At 61.8% G+C, this 15,595-nt stretch carries 18 protein-coding genes and 1 tRNA gene; 4 read left to right on the top strand and 15 right to left on the bottom strand.

Annotation, left to right across the window (positions count from 1 at the left end; genetic code table 11):
- Positions 1–36 precede the first annotated feature (36 nt).
- The 7 genes from hscB to trmJ form a co-directional block, all read right to left on the bottom strand.
- Entirely contained in the window at positions 37–558 is a 522-nt protein-coding gene (gene hscB, locus CL52_RS05925; RefSeq protein WP_043219084.1) for a co-chaperone HscB, read from the bottom strand.
- 7 nt (positions 559–565) lie between these two features.
- Positions 566–889, bottom strand: coding sequence for an iron-sulfur cluster assembly protein IscA (gene iscA, locus CL52_RS05920; RefSeq protein ID WP_041107183.1), 324 nt, complete (start codon positions 887–889; stop codon positions 566–568).
- A gap of 10 nt (positions 890–899) precedes the next feature.
- Positions 900–1,286 carry a Fe-S cluster assembly scaffold IscU gene (gene iscU, locus CL52_RS05915; RefSeq protein ID WP_041107185.1) on the bottom strand — a complete coding sequence of 129 codons (387 nt, stop codon included), beginning with the start codon at positions 1,284–1,286 and terminating at the stop codon, positions 900–902.
- Positions 1,287–1,321: 35 nt separating this feature from the next.
- Entirely contained in the window at positions 1,322–2,536 is a 1,215-nt protein-coding gene (locus CL52_RS05910) for an IscS subfamily cysteine desulfurase (RefSeq protein WP_041107187.1), read from the bottom strand.
- 30 nt (positions 2,537–2,566) lie between these two features.
- Positions 2,567–3,058 carry a Fe-S cluster assembly transcriptional regulator IscR gene (gene iscR, locus CL52_RS05905; RefSeq protein WP_041107189.1) on the bottom strand — a complete coding sequence of 164 codons (492 nt, stop codon included), beginning with the start codon at positions 3,056–3,058 and terminating at the stop codon, positions 2,567–2,569.
- A 166-nt stretch (positions 3,059–3,224) separates the two neighbouring features.
- A complete protein-coding gene (gene cysE / locus CL52_RS05900) occupies positions 3,225–4,001 on the bottom strand; it encodes a serine O-acetyltransferase (protein ID WP_041107567.1) in 777 nt (258 codons plus the stop codon).
- A complete protein-coding gene (trmJ, locus tag CL52_RS05895) occupies positions 4,001–4,777 on the bottom strand; it encodes a tRNA (cytosine(32)/uridine(32)-2'-O)-methyltransferase TrmJ (RefSeq protein WP_041107191.1) in 777 nt (258 codons plus the stop codon). The genes cysE and trmJ overlap by 1 nt, the downstream gene beginning before the upstream one ends.
- Positions 4,778–4,931: 154 nt before the next feature.
- On the opposite strand from trmJ, the gene suhB reads away from it, so the two are divergent.
- Complete coding sequence (gene suhB, locus CL52_RS05890) at positions 4,932–5,747, top strand: type III secretion system regulator SuhB (RefSeq protein WP_041107193.1); 816 nt, start codon at positions 4,932–4,934, stop codon at positions 5,745–5,747.
- Positions 5,748–5,844: 97 nt separating this feature from the next.
- On the opposite strand, the gene CL52_RS05885 is transcribed toward suhB, so the two are convergent.
- The 6 genes from CL52_RS05885 to queA all read right to left on the bottom strand — a co-directional run bounded on the left by CL52_RS05885 (position 5,845) and on the right by queA (position 11,853).
- Positions 5,845–6,378: a glycine zipper 2TM domain-containing protein gene (locus tag CL52_RS05885; RefSeq protein ID WP_041107195.1), complete on the bottom strand. Its 534-nt coding sequence runs from the start codon at positions 6,376–6,378 to the stop codon at positions 5,845–5,847.
- 67 nt (positions 6,379–6,445) lie between these two features.
- Positions 6,446–7,354 (bottom strand): protein translocase subunit SecF, encoded by a 909-nt coding sequence (secF, locus tag CL52_RS05880; protein WP_043219083.1) that lies wholly within the window; start codon positions 7,352–7,354, stop codon positions 6,446–6,448.
- Between the two features lie 12 nt (positions 7,355–7,366).
- Positions 7,367–9,235 carry a protein translocase subunit SecD gene (secD, locus tag CL52_RS05875; RefSeq protein WP_043219082.1) on the bottom strand — a complete coding sequence of 623 codons (1,869 nt, stop codon included), beginning with the start codon at positions 9,233–9,235 and terminating at the stop codon, positions 7,367–7,369.
- 65 nt (positions 9,236–9,300) lie between these two features.
- Positions 9,301–9,630, bottom strand: a complete 330-nt coding sequence (gene yajC, locus CL52_RS05870; protein WP_041107200.1) for a preprotein translocase subunit YajC — start codon at positions 9,628–9,630, stop codon at positions 9,301–9,303.
- A gap of 43 nt (positions 9,631–9,673) precedes the next feature.
- Complete coding sequence (tgt, locus tag CL52_RS05865) at positions 9,674–10,789, bottom strand: tRNA guanosine(34) transglycosylase Tgt (protein WP_162483741.1); 1,116 nt, start codon at positions 10,787–10,789, stop codon at positions 9,674–9,676.
- A 17-nt stretch (positions 10,790–10,806) separates the two neighbouring features.
- Positions 10,807–11,853, bottom strand: coding sequence for a tRNA preQ1(34) S-adenosylmethionine ribosyltransferase-isomerase QueA (gene queA, locus CL52_RS05860; RefSeq protein WP_043219081.1), 1,047 nt, complete (start codon positions 11,851–11,853; stop codon positions 10,807–10,809).
- A gap of 107 nt (positions 11,854–11,960) precedes the next feature.
- On the opposite strand from queA, the gene CL52_RS05855 reads away from it, so the two are divergent.
- The 3 genes from CL52_RS05855 to CL52_RS05845 all read left to right on the top strand — a co-directional run bounded on the left by CL52_RS05855 (position 11,961) and on the right by CL52_RS05845 (position 13,311).
- Positions 11,961–12,047, top strand: a tRNA-Leu gene (locus CL52_RS05855).
- Between the two features lie 458 nt (positions 12,048–12,505).
- Positions 12,506–12,718, top strand: a complete 213-nt coding sequence (locus CL52_RS05850) for a cold-shock protein (protein WP_003298189.1) — start codon at positions 12,506–12,508, stop codon at positions 12,716–12,718.
- Between the two features lie 95 nt (positions 12,719–12,813).
- Positions 12,814–13,311, top strand: a complete 498-nt coding sequence (locus CL52_RS05845) for an RDD family protein (protein WP_043219079.1) — start codon at positions 12,814–12,816, stop codon at positions 13,309–13,311.
- Positions 13,312–13,343: 32 nt separating this feature from the next.
- Here CL52_RS05845 and lptG read toward each other — a convergent pair whose 3' ends face one another.
- Together lptG and lptF are read right to left on the bottom strand one after the other, a co-directional pair.
- Positions 13,344–14,405 (bottom strand): LPS export ABC transporter permease LptG, encoded by a 1,062-nt coding sequence (gene lptG / locus CL52_RS05840; RefSeq protein ID WP_043219078.1) that lies wholly within the window; start codon positions 14,403–14,405, stop codon positions 13,344–13,346.
- Positions 14,398–15,516: an LPS export ABC transporter permease LptF gene (lptF, locus tag CL52_RS05835; RefSeq protein WP_043219076.1), complete on the bottom strand. Its 1,119-nt coding sequence runs from the start codon at positions 15,514–15,516 to the stop codon at positions 14,398–14,400. The genes lptG and lptF overlap by 8 nt, the downstream gene beginning before the upstream one ends.
- Positions 15,517–15,595 lie beyond the last annotated feature (79 nt).

Here is a 15,595-nt window from a genome sequence, read left to right as displayed (position 1 = left end):
ATCTGATGTCGGGCACGGCGACGAGCGCCGTGCGGGTTAATCGTCGAGACGCTCTTCCAGTTCGCGTACTTCCTGGGAAAGCTTGTCGAGAAACTGCATGCGTCGAACCATGCGCTCAGCGGCTTCGCGCTGGGCCGGCTCCTGCCAAAGCGCAGCGAAGCGCTCATTGAGCGCCGCCTGAGCCTGCCTGAGCTGTGCCTTGAAGGCGGCCACCCCGGCAAGGTCGGCGCTATCCTGCAGATCCTCAAGCTCTTCGCGCCATTGCATCTGCTGCATAAGAAACTCGGGATCCTGAACCGTCGTTTCCAACGGCACCTCGTGACCTTCCAACGCCAGCAGGTAGCGAGCCCGACGCGTCGGACTCTTGAGCGTCTGGAAGGCGTCGTTCAGGTTCGCCGAGCGCTCCAGTGCCTGACGCTGCTCAGCCTCGCTCGCATCGGCGAAACGATCCGGATGCATCTGTCTGGCCAGCTCGCGATAACGGGCTGCGAGTTGATCCAGGTCGAGATCGAAGGCGGGGCTGAGATCGAACAGCGCAAAATGGCAGGGTCTACCCACAGGCGCCTCAGACATTGAAGCTCTCACCGCAACCGCACTCGCCGCGCACGTTGGGGTTGTTGAACTTGAAGCCCTCGTTCAGCCCTTCACGCACGAAGTCGAGCTCGGTGCCGTCCAGATAGACCAGGCTCTTGGGGTCGATGATCACCTTCACGCCGTGACTCTCGAACACCACATCCTCCGGCGCCGCCTCGTCAACGAACTCGAGCACGTAGGCCAGACCGGAGCAGCCAGTGGTTCGCACACCCAGCCGAATACCGTCGCCCTTGCCACGCCCATCCAGGGAGCGCCGGACGTGGGATGCCGCCGCAGGCGTCATGGTGATAGCCATCGATACCTCCTCAGAGCAGACCTTTCTTCTCGCGATAGTCGCGCACGGCCGCCTTGATCGCGTCTTCTGCCAATACCGAGCAATGGATCTTCACCGGCGGCAGGGCGAGCTCTTCGGCAAGCTGAGTGTTCTTGATCAACTCGGCCTCTTCCAGGGTCTTGCCTTTCATCCACTCGGTGGCCAGGGAACTGGAGGCAATCGCCGAGCCGCAGCCGTAGGTCTTGAACTTGGCGTCTTCAATCACGCCTTGCTCGTTGACCTTGATCTGCAGGCGCATGACATCACCACACGCGGGCGCGCCGACCATACCGGTACCGATGTTGGGGTCTTCCGCATCGAACTTGCCGACGTTGCGCGGATTCTCGTAGTGGTCGATGACCTTGTCACTGTAAGCCATGGTGCAATCCTCTCTCTAAGACGCTCGCGTTCCGCTCAGTGGGCTTGCCACTGCACTTTGGAAATGTCGACGCCGTCTTTGTACATATCCCAAAGCGGCGAAAGCTCGCGGAGCTTGTTCACCGCCTCGCAAACCTTGCTTGCTGCGTAGTCGATTTCCTCTTCGGTCGTGAAGCGACCAAACGAGAAGCGAATCGAACTGTGCGCCAGCTCGTCGTTACGCCCAAGGGCGCGCAGTACATAGGAAGGCTCCAGCGACGCCGAGGTACAGGCAGAACCGGACGACACCGCAAGATCCTTGAGCGCCATGATCAGCGACTCGCCTTCGACGTAGTTGAAGCTCAGGTTGAGGTTGTGAGGCACACGGGCCGTCATGCTGCCGTTGATGTAGAGCTCTTCCAGCGCCTCGACCTTGCGCAGGAACCGATCGCGCAGGCCGCGGAGCCGCTCGTTCTCCTGTGCCATCTCCTCCTTGGCGATGCGAAAGGCCTCGCCCATGCCGACCAACTGGTGGGTCGCCAGGGTACCCGAGCGCATGCCGCGCTCATGGCCACCGCCGTGCATCTGCGCTTCGAGGCGAACACGCGGCTTGCGACGCACATACAGAGCGCCAACCCCTTTGGGCCCGTAGGTCTTGTGTGCCGAGAACGACATCAGGTCGACCTTCATCTTTTCCAGGTCGATCTCGACCTTGCCAGTGGACTGGGCCGCATCAACATGGAAGAGAATCCCGCGCGACCGGGTCAGTTCGCCGATGGCAGTGATGTCGTTGATCGTGCCGATCTCGTTGTTCACATGCATGACCGAAACCAGCACGGTGTCGTCACGCAGCGCTGCCTCGACCATCGCCGGCGTGATGATGCCGTCCTCGCCCGGCTCGATGTAGGTTACCTCGAACCCCTCTCGCTCGAGCTGGCGAGTGGTGTCCAGAACTGCCTTGTGCTCGATCTTCGTGGTAACGATGTGCTTGCCCTTGGAGGCGTAGAAGTGCGCCACACCCTTGATGGCCAGGTTATCCGACTCGGTCGCACCGGACGTCCAGACAATCTCCCGCGGATCGGCATTGACCAGCTCGGCAACCTGCCGACGCGCATTCTCCACCGCCTCTTCGGCCTTCCAGCCGAACAGGTGGGAGCGCGACGCCGGGTTACCGAAGTTACCCTCGGTGGTCAGGCATTCGACCATCTTGGCGGCGACGCGAGGATCGACCGGTGTTGTCGCGGAATAATCCAGGTAAATCGGCAACTTCATGGAGTGTCTCCTATCAGGCGAACGCCCGGCTCATTCAACGGCCGACGTTTCGATCTTATCCAGAGGCGCAGCGCCCCCGTTGGCCCGGCGCATATCTTGACGCAGGGCAACCTGCTGTACGTCTTGGCGATTGACCAGGTCCGCCAGGCTTATGCCACTCAAGAACTCATGGATCCGCTGACTGAGGTCGCACCACAGATGATGAGTGAGGCAGGTATCGCCAGAGTGGCATCCGCCCAACCCCTGGCAGCGAGTGGCATCGACAGACTCGTTGACTGCATCGATCACTTGCGCGACCTGAATGCCGGCCATGTCTCGCGACAGCTGATAACCGCCACCGGGGCCGCGGACGCTCGTCACCAGACTGCCGCGGCGCAACTTGGCGAACAACTGCTCAAGGTAGGAAAGCGAGATCCCCTGCCGCTCGGAAATATCGGCAAGGGATACCGGACCATGCTGCGCATGCAGCGCCAGATCAAGCATGGCGGTAACGGCATAACGGCCTTTAGTGGTCAATCGCATCGGCTTGCACCAGGCATCACGGTTTGGTGCGATTATGCTATTCCCGAGTATTAAGGTCAACTATAAGACCTATTACCATAGTCGGGTATTGAACGAGCCGGGCCGCTCAATCACCACTCGCCCTATGCAGGCGGCGCGCATGATAGCAGCCCAGCGCCGGCGATGCTCAAGCCGACGGACCGTTTTCCTTTGGCTGAACTTCAGCAAAATCCTCGTCACGCAGCTCCGGGAGCTCTTTGGCGCAATAGTCGCTGCCGAGGGCCTTCAGCGCACCGCACATACCCTCGAGGCGCTCCTCGACGGCCTGCATGTGATCGAGCAGCTGGCCGATGGCCCGTGAGACCGGGTCCGGCATATCGCCACTGACGCCATAGGCATCGAAGCCGATCTTCTCAGCCATGGCCTTGCGCCGTGCTTCCTGCTCGTCATCGGCCTTGGCGATAATGCGCCCGGGAATGCCGACAGCCGTCGCGCCGGCCGGAACTGCGCGCGTCACCACCGCATTGGAGCCGATCTTCGCACCGGCCCCAACCGTGAACGGACCGAGGATCTTCGCACCGGCCCCGACGATGACTCCATCCTCCAGGGTCGGGTGGCGCTTGCCCTTGTTCCAGCTGGTACCCCCCAGCGTGACCCCGTGGTAGAGCGTGACATCATCGCCGATTTCGGCCGTTTCGCCGATGACGATGCCCATACCATGGTCGATGAAGAATCGGCGCCCGATTCTTGCGCCCGGATGAATCTCGATGCCGGTCAACCAGCGCGCAAGATTGGAGGACATGCGCGCCAGCCACTTCCAGTCATGCTGCCAGAGCCAATGGGACGCGCGATGGATCCAGATGGCATGCAACCCCGGGTAACAGGTCATCACTTCGAATGCATTACGTGCCGCCGGGTCGCGATGGAATACGCTCTGGATATCTTCACGCATGCGTTCGAACATCATTCCTTTCTCCGCTTGTGCGGCTCGCCGCGGGCCGCCTTCTGTGTCTCGGTCAGGATACCGCGCAAAATGTTCATTTCCAGCTTGGTAATGCCGCTTCGGCCATAGAGCCGACGCAGCCTGGGCATGAGGTGGCGCGGCTTTTGCGGATCGAGAAAGCCAATCTCGATCAGCGTCTGCTCGAGATGCCCGAAGTAGTGCTCCAGCTCATCCACGGTCACCGGTTGCGTATCGAGCATGGCCGTCGTTTCCAGCTTTTCGCTCTTGGTAGGCCGCCCCTGGGCTGCCAGCCAAGTCATGCGCACCTCGTAGGTCAGAACCTGCACCGCTGCCGCAAGATTGAGCGAGCCGAACTCGGGATCGGACGGGATGTGCACGTGGTACTGACAGCGCTGCAGCTCCTCGTTGGTCAGCCCGGCGTACTCGCGACCGAAGACGAGCGCGACCTCCCCCCCCTGCCCCGCCTGCTCCAGACTGACCGAAGCGCACTCGCGCGGATCGAGCAACGGCCAGGGAATACGCCGGTCGCGCGCGCTGGTGCCGAGCACCAGACTGCAGCCCGCCAGAGCCTCCTCAAGCGTATCGACCACCTGGGCATTGTCGAGGATATCGGTTGCACCAGAGGCGCGGGCAATCGCATCGGAGCTCGGAAAGTCCTCTGGCTGCACGAGCACCAGGCGCGACAGCCCCATGTTCTTCATGGCGCGCGCAGCGCCGCCAATGTTGCCGGCATGACTGGTATTGACCAGCACCACTCGAATGTTGTGTAACGACACCTTCGTTCCCGCCCGAAAAAGAAGCGCTGCAGCTTACCGCAAAGCGTCGGCCTCACGCACCGCGTACCGCACCGACCACCTCGTTGGGCGCTACATGTACGGAGCCTTTCCTGATATGATTTCCGGCTTTCTTTAAACGACCAGGTAAAGTTTCATGCAGCCCATGCTGAATATCGCGCTGCGCGCCGCCCGCAGCGCTGGCGAACTGATTGTCCGTTCCACCGAGCGCCTGGACGTGATCTCGGTGAACGAGAAGGAAGCCAAGGACTACGTGAGCGAAATCGACCGCGCCGCTGAGCAGGTCATTGTCAACGCGCTGCGCAAGGCCTATCCGAACCACGGCATTCTGGCCGAAGAAGGCGGCGCGCTCGAAGGCAGCGGCGACGGCGCCGACTACCAGTGGATCATCGACCCACTCGACGGCACCACCAACTTCGTGCGCGGCGTCCCTCACTATGCAGTCAGCATCGCGTGCAAATATCGTGGCCGCCTGGAACATGCAGTGGTGCTCGACCCGGTGCGCCAGGAGGAATTCACGGCGAGCCGTGGACGTGGCGCCGCGCTGAATGGCCGCCGCCTGCGGGTCAGCTCACGCAAGAGCCTGGAAGGCGCCCTGCTGGGTACCGGCTTTCCCTTCCGCGATGGGCAGCTGGACAACCTCGACAGCTACCTCAACATGTTCCGTGCCCTGGTTGGACAGACCGCCGGCCTGCGCCGTGCCGGCGCTGCCAGCCTCGACCTGGCCTACGTGGCGGCCGGCCGCTTTGACGCCTTTTGGGAGTTCGGCCTGTCCGAGTGGGACATGGCCGCTGGTGCCCTCCTGATCCAGGAAGCAGGCGGACTCGTGAGCGACTTCGCGGGCGGCCACGAATTCCTCGAAAAGGGCCAGATCGTCGCCGGCAACGTCAAATGCTTCAAAGCTGTGCTGACGGCTATCCAGCCGCATCTCACGCCCTCAATGAAGCGCTGATCTCCATACAGAAGCGTTAGCGCAGAAACAGAAAGCCCCGGCCAAGTGACCGGGGCTTTCTGTTTACAGCAGCCTCGCCGAAGCGACCTGCCATCGATCACTGTTGTGCCAGCACCAACTGGCCATCCTTTACCGGAATCTGTGCGCCGGGCTCACGATCCATGCGGACCTGGCCCACTTTGCCATCAAGGTCATAACGGACGTTATAGCCGACGACCTTGTCGTGGCTGTCCATGACCGTATCGCAGCGCGTCTCCGTCGTGGTGTAGGTACTGTTGCGCTGCATCCGTTCCTGCACCTGGTTGCCGGCGTAACCGCCGCCTACCGCGCCCGCGACCGTGGCGATCTTCTTACCGGTGCCGCCACCGATCTGGTTACCCAGCAGGCCGCCCACCACAGCCCCGACGGCCGTACCGGCGATACGATGCTGATCCTGAACAGGCTTCTGCCGTGTAACGGTTACATCGCGACAGACTTCGCGCGGCGTTCTGACAGTTTCCTTGATTGGCTCGACCGCGAGCACCTCGGCAAACTGCGGTCCCCGATCAACCAGGCTGTAGGTGGCGAACGCACCACCTGCCGTCGCCACCACCGCGCCCAGCGCGGCACCCACCATCATCGACTTGTTCATCGCAACTTCTCCTGCGCCATATGGCGGCGCCCTGCTCGCCGCTAGGACAAGCAGGGCAGCGAGAAGTTCATGGACGCTCGTCGACTTCCTCCACCGCAGGCGGTATCAGGTCATCGCGCGTGAGCTTGAGCCAGATGAGGAACAGGCTGGCGATATAAACCGACGAATAGGTACCCGCGCCAACGCCCACCATCAACGCCAGCGAGAAACCCCACAGGTTCTCGCCACCAAAGACCATCAGCGCAAGAATTGCGAGCATGGTCGAGATCGAGGTCGCCAACGTCCGCAGCAGCGTCTGCGTCGTGGAAATGTTGATGTTGTCGATCAGCTCGGTCTTGCGCAGCACGCGAAAATTCTCGCGGATACGGTCGAACACCACGATGGTGTCGTTTAGCGAATAACCGATCACGGCCAGTACCGCGGCGAGCACGGTCAGATCGAACGTGATCTGAAACAGCGAGAACACCCCAAGCACCACGATGACATCGTGAAACAGCGATACCACCGCGCCGAAACCGAACTTCCACTGGAAGCGGAAGGCCACGTAGACCAGGATCCCAGCCAGCGCGAGCAGCATGCCGAGCCCACCCTGGTCACGCAGCTCCTCGCCAACTGCAGGCCCGACGAACTCGACCCGTTTGACCGCCACCGAGGCACCGGCATCGGCCCGCTGCAGCGCCTCGGCGACACGCTGACCAAGCAGCGGGTCATCGCCAGGCATGCGAACCAGCACATCGGTGGTCGCACCAAAGCTCTGCACGACCGCACTTCCGTAGCCAGCCTCCCCCAACTGCGCACGGACAGTGTCCAGCGCAACGGGCTGTTCGTAGCTCAGCTCGATGAGCGTGCCGCCCGTGAAGTCCAAGCCGAAATTCAGCCCTCTCGTCACCAGACTAACGAGCGAGACAATGGTCACCAGCACCGTCAGGGCGAACGCCACGTGACGAATACCCATGAAGTTGATTACGCGCTTCATCGTCACAACCCCTTAGATCCACAGCTTCTTGAGATCGCGGCCGCCATAGATCAGGTTGACCATGGCGCGCGTCACGATGACAGCGGTAAACATCGACGTGAGAATGCCCAGCGACAGCGTCACCGCGAAGCCCTTGATCGGCCCGGTTCCCATCGCGAACAGAATGGCCCCAACCAACAGGGTAGTGACGTTGCCGTCGACGATGGCCGAAAGGGCCCGATCGAAACCTTCATGGATCGCGCGCTGCACCGACATGCCATTCGCCAGCTCTTCGCGAATGCGCGAGAAGATCAGCACGTTCGCATCGACCGCCATGCCCATGGTCAGCACGATGCCGGCGATACCCGGCAGGGTGAGCGTTGCGTTGAGGATCGACATCAGCGCGGTCAGTACGATCATGTTGAACAGCAGGGCCGCCGTTGCGAGCAAGCCGAAGAACTTGTAGATCGCCACGATGAACAGCGCGACGAACAGGAAGCCCCATAGAGCCGCCTCGACGCCGAGCTCGATGTTCTCGGCGCCCAGGCTCGGGCCGATGGTGCGCTCCTCGGCGAAGTACATGGGCGCCGCCAGACCGCCGGCGCGCAACAGCAAAGCGAGCTCGGACGACTCACCCTGGCCGTCCAGACCGGTGATCCGGAACTGACTGCCGAGCGGCGACTGAATCGTTGCCAGGCTGATGATCTTCTTTTCTTCCTGGAAGGTCTCGATGCGCTTTTCCTGCTCGACGCCATCCACCACCTCGCGCACATAGCGCGTGACCGGCTTCTGCTCGATGAAGATAACCGCCATGCTGCGTCCGACGTTGTTGCGCGTCGCACGGTTCATCAGGTCACCACCGTGACCGTCGAGACGAATATTTACCTGCGGCCGGCCGTTCTCGTCATAGCTGGCCTGAGCATCGGTCACCTGGTCGCCGGTGATGATCAGGGTGCGTTCGAGATCCACCGGCGGCCGGCCCGGCTCGCGGAATTCGAAGCTCTCGGTGGACGCACGCGGCGCATCCGGCTCCGCCGCCAGGCGGAACTCGAGGTTGGCCGTCTTGCCGAGGATGCGCTTGGCTTCCGCCGTGTCCTGCACACCAGGGAGCTCGACAACGATCCGATTGGCACCCTGGCGCTGCACCAACGGCTCGGCGACGCCGAGCTCGTTGACCCGGTTGCGAACCGTAGTGAGGTTCTGCTTGATCGAGTATTCACGAATCTCGGCGAGCTTTGCCTCGGAGAGGTTGAGCGTAAGCACCTGCAGATTGTTGCGCGGCGCAACATTCATCTGGAAGTCGTTGTAGTTCTTGCGAATCAGGCCCTGCGCTTCGCTCGCGGTCGCCTCGTCAGCGAAGCCGAGCTGAATGACGCCTTTCTGGCCCGGCAGGCTGCGATAGCGCACACGCTCCTTGCGCAGCAGGCTCTTGATCTCACCCTCGTAGACATTCAGCCGGGTATCGATGGCCTTCTGCATGTCCACCTCGAGCAGGAAGTGCACCCCACCAGAGAGATCCAGCCCGAGTTTCATCGGGCTCGCCCCGAGGTTGCGCAGCCATTCGGGCGTGGTCGGGGCCAGGTTCAGGGCCACCACGAAGCTATCGCCCAGTGCGCGCCGCACGATGTCCTTGGCCGGCAGCTGATCATCCTGCTGCTGCAAGCGCAGCAGCCCCTGGCTGCCGGTCTCGGAAAGCTTGGTCGCCTTGACGACGATTCCCGCCTCGGCGAGCGCCTTGCTGGCCCGTTCCAGATCCGCAGCCTGCACGGCCTGGGCAGTGCTCGCACCAGTGATCTGGATTGCAGGATCGTCAGGGTAAAGATTGGGTGCCGAATAGATGGTGGCCACCGCAAGCACCACCAGGATCAGCAGGTATTTCCAGAGAGGATATTTGTTGAGCATGGAACAGCCCGTCTAATGACGCGGGGCGCCTTGCGCGCCCCGTCGTAGATGTTGAGTAAGTCAGCTCAGATGGCTTTCAGCGTGCCCTTGGGCAGGGTCGCGGCAACCGCCGCCTTCTGGAACTTCAACTCGACATTGTCGGAGACCTCGAGCACGACGAAGTCGTCGGCAACCTTGGTCACCTTGCCGGCGATGCCGCCGGAGGTCACTACCTCATCGCCCTTCTGCAGCCCACCGAGGAGATTCTTGTGCTCCTTGGCGCGCTTGGCCTGTGGCCGCCAGATCATCAGATAGAAGATGACCAGAAAGCCGACCAGGAACACCCACTCGAAACCGGTGCCGGCAGGTGCGGCGGCGGCCTCTTGGGCATGGGCGACGGGAATCAGAAAGCTCATGTAGCACTCCTGTTGCAGAAAGGATCTTTTCTAGTGGGATCTGTCATGCGAGCGGCGGCGTTGGCAGGCCGCGCCGGGCATAGAAGGCGTCGACAAAGGCAGCCAATGTACCCTCTTCGATGGCGCCGCGTAAACCAGCCATCAACCGCTGATAATGCCTCAGGTTGTGGATGGTGTTGAGCATGCTACCGAGCATTTCGCCGCATTTGTCCAAGTGGTGCAGATAGGCTCGCGAGAAGTGTTTGCAGGTGTAACAGTCGCATTCAGCGTCGAGTGGCGAATTGTCGTGCTTGTGCACCGAGTTGCGAATTTTCACCACACCGTTTTCGGTGAACAGATGCCCATTGCGCGCATTGCGCGTCGGCATCACGCAGTCGAACATGTCGACACCGCGCCGCACGCCTTCGACCAGGTCCTCCGGCTTACCGACGCCCATCAGATAGCGCGGCTTGTCAGCCGGCATCTGCGGCGGAAGGAAATCCAGTACCCGGATCATCTCCTCCTTGGGCTCGCCGACCGAAAGCCCGCCAATCGCCAGGCCATCGAAGCCGATCTCGCACAGCCCTTCGAGCGATCGCATGCGAAGCGACTCATGCATGCCGCCCTGGACGATGCCGAACAGCGCCGCCGAGCTATCACCATGGGCGACCTTCGAGCGCTTCGCCCAGCGCAGCGACAGCTCCATGGAGCGGCGCGCGGTCTCTTCATCCGCCGGATAGGGCGTGCACTCATCGAAGATCATCACGATGTCTGAGCCGAGATCACGCTGAACCTGCATGGATTCTTCCGGCCCCATGAACACCTTTGCGCCATCGACCGGAGAGGCGAAATAGACGCCCTCCTCCTTGATCTTGCGCATCGCGCCCAGACTGAAGACCTGAAAACCACCAGAGTCGGTCAGGATCGGGCCATTCCACTGCATGAATCCATGCAGGCTGCCATGCTCGCGAATTACATCCATCCCCGGGCGGAGCCAGAGATGGAAGGTATTGCCAAGAATGATCTGAGCGCCAATTCCCTCGACGTCGCGCGGCAACATGCCCTTGACGGTGCCATATGTGCCCACCGGCATGAACGCCGGTGTCTCCACGACCCCGCGCGGAAAGCGCAGACGGCCGCGGCGGGCCTTGCCCTCGGTGGCCAGAAGTTCGAAGGTCATGCGACAGGTACGGCTCATCAGCGATCCTCGGGGCCGCGCGCGGCAGGGTTGCGGGTTATGAACATGGCATCTCCATAACTGAAGAAGCGGTAGCCTTCGCGGACCGCCTCGGCGTAGGCGGCCATCGTCTCGCGATAACCGGCAAAGGCGGAAACCAGCATCAGCAGGGTGGACTCGGGTAGATGGAAGTTGGTCACCAACGCATCGACCACATGAAAGGGCTTGCCCGGATAGATGAAGATATCGGTCTCGCCCGCGAACGGCTGCAACTGACCTGAGCGCGCCGCAGTCTCCAGCGATCGCACACTGGTGGTGCCGACGGCAATCACCCGCCCGCCACGCGCCCGGCATTCGGCAACCGCATCGACCACTGCCTGCCCCACCTCCAGCCACTCGCTGTGCATATGGTGGTCCTCGATGCGCTCGACACGCACCGGCTGAAAGGTCCCGGCACCGACATGCAAGGTGACGTAGGCGGTTGCGACGCCTTGCTCTCGCAACGCAGCGAGCATGGCCTCGTCGAAATGGAGGCCCGCAGTGGGTGCAGCGACGGCACCGGCGCGCTGCGCGTAAACGGTCTGATAACGCTCCCGGTCGCTGCCCTCGTCGGGCCGATCTATATAAGGAGGCAGAGGCATATGACCGACGCGCTCGAGCAGCGGCAGAACGGGCTCGCTAAAGCCCAGCTCGAAAAGACTCTCCTGACGCCCCAGGACCTGCGCCTCGCCACCGCCGTCGATGAGGATGCTGGAGCCGGCCTTTGGCGACTTGCTGGCACGCACATGAGCCAGCACACGCTGCGTGTCCAGCACACGCTCTACCAGTATCTCGAGCTGGCCGCCCGTGGCCTTGCGCCCGAACAGCCGCGCCGGAATGACCCGCGTATCGTTGAACACCATCAGATCGCCCGGCCGCACATAGTCAAGCAGATCAGCAAAGCGGCGATGACTAAGGGCACCGCTCGGCCCTTCGAGAACGAGGAGACGGCTGGCGCGGCGCTCGGCAAGCGGAAAGCGAGCGATCAGCGATTCGGGAAGCTCAAAAAAGAAATCGGCGACTTGCATAACGATCGGGTTGGCAACGGGGCGCAAAGCTTAGCCGAAACGCACCGCGCTGACCACGGCAGGCGATTGACCCTGACTGGCAACGTCCCTATACTGCGCCGCCTCGTGCCTCGATGGCGGAATCGGTAGACGCAGCGGATTCAAAATCCGCCGCTGGCGACAGCGTGAGAGTTCGAGTCTCTCTCGGGGCACCATCAGATTCATGGCAGCACCGCTGCCTGGCATCAACGATCGTGGTAGATCGGGTCGAACAATCGACCCAGGCGGTCGAGTCAGTACGCCGTTCAGGCAAATGCAGTTGTAACGCGCCTCTCGAGGTTTGCGATGAGCATCGGGCAGATCATGCCCGCACCATCGCCCGATCGAGCATGGCGCACTGCGACGAGCGCCAGCCGCCGTCTGCAGCCCAGTCACATAGCGCCGACGAAGCGCAGTCTTATCGGGCAAATTCCATCGCTCCGAGGGGTTGGATTGCCCGAAGACTTGGCGTAGAGTGTGCCCACTGTGTTTGCATGGGTCGCTGTTGAATCGTGACCTGGTGCAGTAGATCTGAAGATCCGCTCTCCGCTCGACTCTCTTACTCCTTGCAACCAGTTCCAGCTTCCTGCACGCGGGAAGCACATCTACTTTTGAGTTCCAAGGATACAAAGATATGTCGAATCGTCAGAACGGTACCGTCAAGTGGTTTAACGACGAGAAAGGTTTTGGTTTCATCACTCCCGAGAGCGGTCCGGATCTGTTCGTGCACTTCCGCGCGATCGAAGGCAACGGCTTCAAGAGCCTGAAAGAAGGCCAGAAAGTCAGCTTCGTCGCAGTGCAAGGTCAAAAGGGCATGCAGGCCGACCAGGTTCAGATCCTGGGCTAAGCTTCAGCTCCGAAAAGCCCCTGATGGCAACATCAGGGGCTTTTTTGTGCCTGGTTTTCGTACACTACGCGCCGTCCAGCCTTTCGAGACCCGACATGCGCAAACACATGCTCACCCCGCAGGGACAATTCCCTGCCGCCGGCATCGTCCGCCGATTCGCGGCGATGTTCTACGACAGCCTGCTATGCATCGCCCTGATGATGGTGGTCACCCTGTTCTATCAGCAGGTACTGCTGCGCCTGTTCTATGGCAGCGTACAACTCAAAGCGCTGGCGGATACCGGGGGGCTTGATATCGATCCGCTACTGTCGACGCTTCTCTTGTTCAGCCTTTTTGGCTTTTTCGCCAAGTTCTGGACCCACAACGGCCAGACGCTCGGCATGCAGGTCTGGGGCATTCGCATCCAGAACAAGGATGGCAGCGCCATCGACCTTTGGCAGGCGTTATTGCGCTTTCTGCTGGCGATTCTCTCCTGGCTCTGCCTTGGCCTCGGCTTCCTTTGGATGCTATGGGACAAGGAAAAGCGGACCTGGCATGACATCTATTCGGAAAGTCAGGCCGTGCAGCTACCGAAGAACATCCACAAGAAGTAAGCCCCGCCGCCGACCGGAGACGGGGCCTGCCATCACCCCGCCCGCCGCAACAGCCAGGCGCCGATCAAGGCACAAAGCGTCGCTGGCAGCACGACTGCCAGCAACGGAGAGAAGCCGAATACCTGGCTCGCCGGCCCCAGCAGATCCTGAATGATGCGGAAGACGAAACCGACGACCACGCCGGTAAAGATGCGCTGGCCGAGCGTGACCGAACGCAGCGGCCCGAAGATGAAGGAGATCGCCAGCAGCACCAGCGAGACGGTCACCAGTGGCTGCAGCGTCTTGGTCCAGAATGCCAGCCAGTAGCGACCATTGTTCAATCCCTGGTCGGCCAGATAGTGGATGTAACGCCACAATCCGGTGATGGACAACGCCTCCGGCTCGACCACCACCGTGCCCAGCAATTGCGGGGTCAATTGGACGTCCCAGCGCTCTTCTGACGCCTTGCGTACCTCGGTGTGGTCACCCAAAAAATGCGTGGTCGCGATATCGGTCAGTTGCCAGTATTCGCCCTGGTATTCGGCACGACGGGCAAAGCTGGCCGACAACAGCCGGCGCTCGTCGTCGAAGCGGTAACGCGTCACACCCAGCAATACACCGCCGGGCTGTACTGCGTTGACGTGGACGAACTCGTCGCCCTGTCGATGCCAGAGACCGCGCTTGCTGCTTTGTGCCTCGCCCGCACTCTGCGCGAGCGAGCGGCGTGCCTGAGCCACATCCTCGCTGCGCGGCGCGACATATTCGCCAACGAGCACGCCGATCAGAAGCAGCACCAGCATCGGCTTCATTACCGCGACGACAATGCGCCCCAGCGACACACCCGCCGCGCGCATGATGGTCAGCTCACTGTTGCTGGCAAGCGTGCCCAGGCCGATCAGACAGCCGATCAGCGCGGCCATCGGCAACATCTCGTAGAGCCTGCGCGGCGTTGTCAGCAGCACATACTCGAGCGCCTGCAGCAGCCCGTAGCCGCCCTCGACATCGCCAAGCTCGTCGATGAAGGCGAACAGCAAAGCCAACCCGACGATGACGCCGAGCACCGAGAGAATGGCGAGAAAGACGTGCACACCGATGTAGCGATCCAGCTTAGCCACCGATCACCTCCACCGCGCGGCGCTTCTTGAACCTGAGCCGCAAAGGCTCCCAGAACAGCATCAAAAGACCGATGCCGAGGAACACGCCGTGCACCCACCAGAGCCCGAGCGCCATGGGAATACGCCCCTTGTCCAGCGCGCCCCGCGCCGCAATCAGCAACGCCAGGTAGGACATGTATAGAAGGATTGCCGGCAGGAGCTTGAGGAAGCGCCCCTGGCGCGGATTGACCCTGGCCAGCGGCACGGCGAGCAGTGTCACGATGAAGACCAGCACGGGTAATGACAGCCGCCACTGCAATTCAGAGCGCAAACGGACATCGTCCTGACCGAGCAGCTCGCGAGTCGGCATCGCCTCGCGCTCGCTCAGCTCGAGACTGACCTCGGGCCTGGGCAACAGGACGCCATAGGTGTCGTACTGGATCTTTCGATAGTCGGCCTGGCCGGGTTTGCCGTCATAGCGATAGCCGTTCTCCAGAATCAGGTAACGACTACCATCGTCCTGCACCTCCTGACGGCCTCGCTCGGCCACCAGCACCGATACCCCACGATCCTTGGCGGCACGGGTTGCCGTGGTCGTTTCGGAGATGAAGACGCCGGAGAGCTCGCGCCCATCGGCCGACAATTCGCGCGTATAGGTCACTCGCGAACCATCGCGCAGCGTCTGGAAGCGCCCCGGCATCAAGGTGTCGAACTCGGTCAACGAATCCTGCTGATTGAGGATCCGGTCGACCTGGGCGATGCCCTGCGGCGCCAGGCCCAAGCTCAGCCAGCCGACCAGCGCAGCGACCAGCGCAGCCGGCGCCATGCTGTAGAGCACCAGACGACGCTGACTCATGCCGGTCGCCGACAGCACCGTCATTTCGCTGTCCAGATACAGCCGGCCGTAGGCCAGCAGAATGCCGAGGAACAGCCCCAGCGGCAGGATGAGCTGCAGGAAACCCGGCAACCGGAACGCCATGATCAGCAGTAGCACGCCCGGATCGAGCAGGCCTTGTGCAGCCTGCGCCAGGTATTTGATGAAGCGGCCGCTCATGATGATCACCAACAGCACGGCACTAACGGCACTGAGGGTTATCAACAGCTCGCGGGACAGGTAGCGAAAGACGATCAAACCGGACACTCCAGGGTTGTCAGGCTCCGGCGGCTACGCTCAAACTAGCCGCCGTAACCGGCCCGCCGCGGCAGGCCGC

It is taken from the genome of Stutzerimonas balearica DSM 6083 (genome assembly GCF_000818015.1).
Taxonomy (GTDB): domain Bacteria; phylum Pseudomonadota; class Gammaproteobacteria; order Pseudomonadales; family Pseudomonadaceae; genus Stutzerimonas; species Stutzerimonas balearica.
Note: the sequence above shows the minus strand (reverse complement) of the source record. Positions and strands in the feature narration are given on the sequence as shown.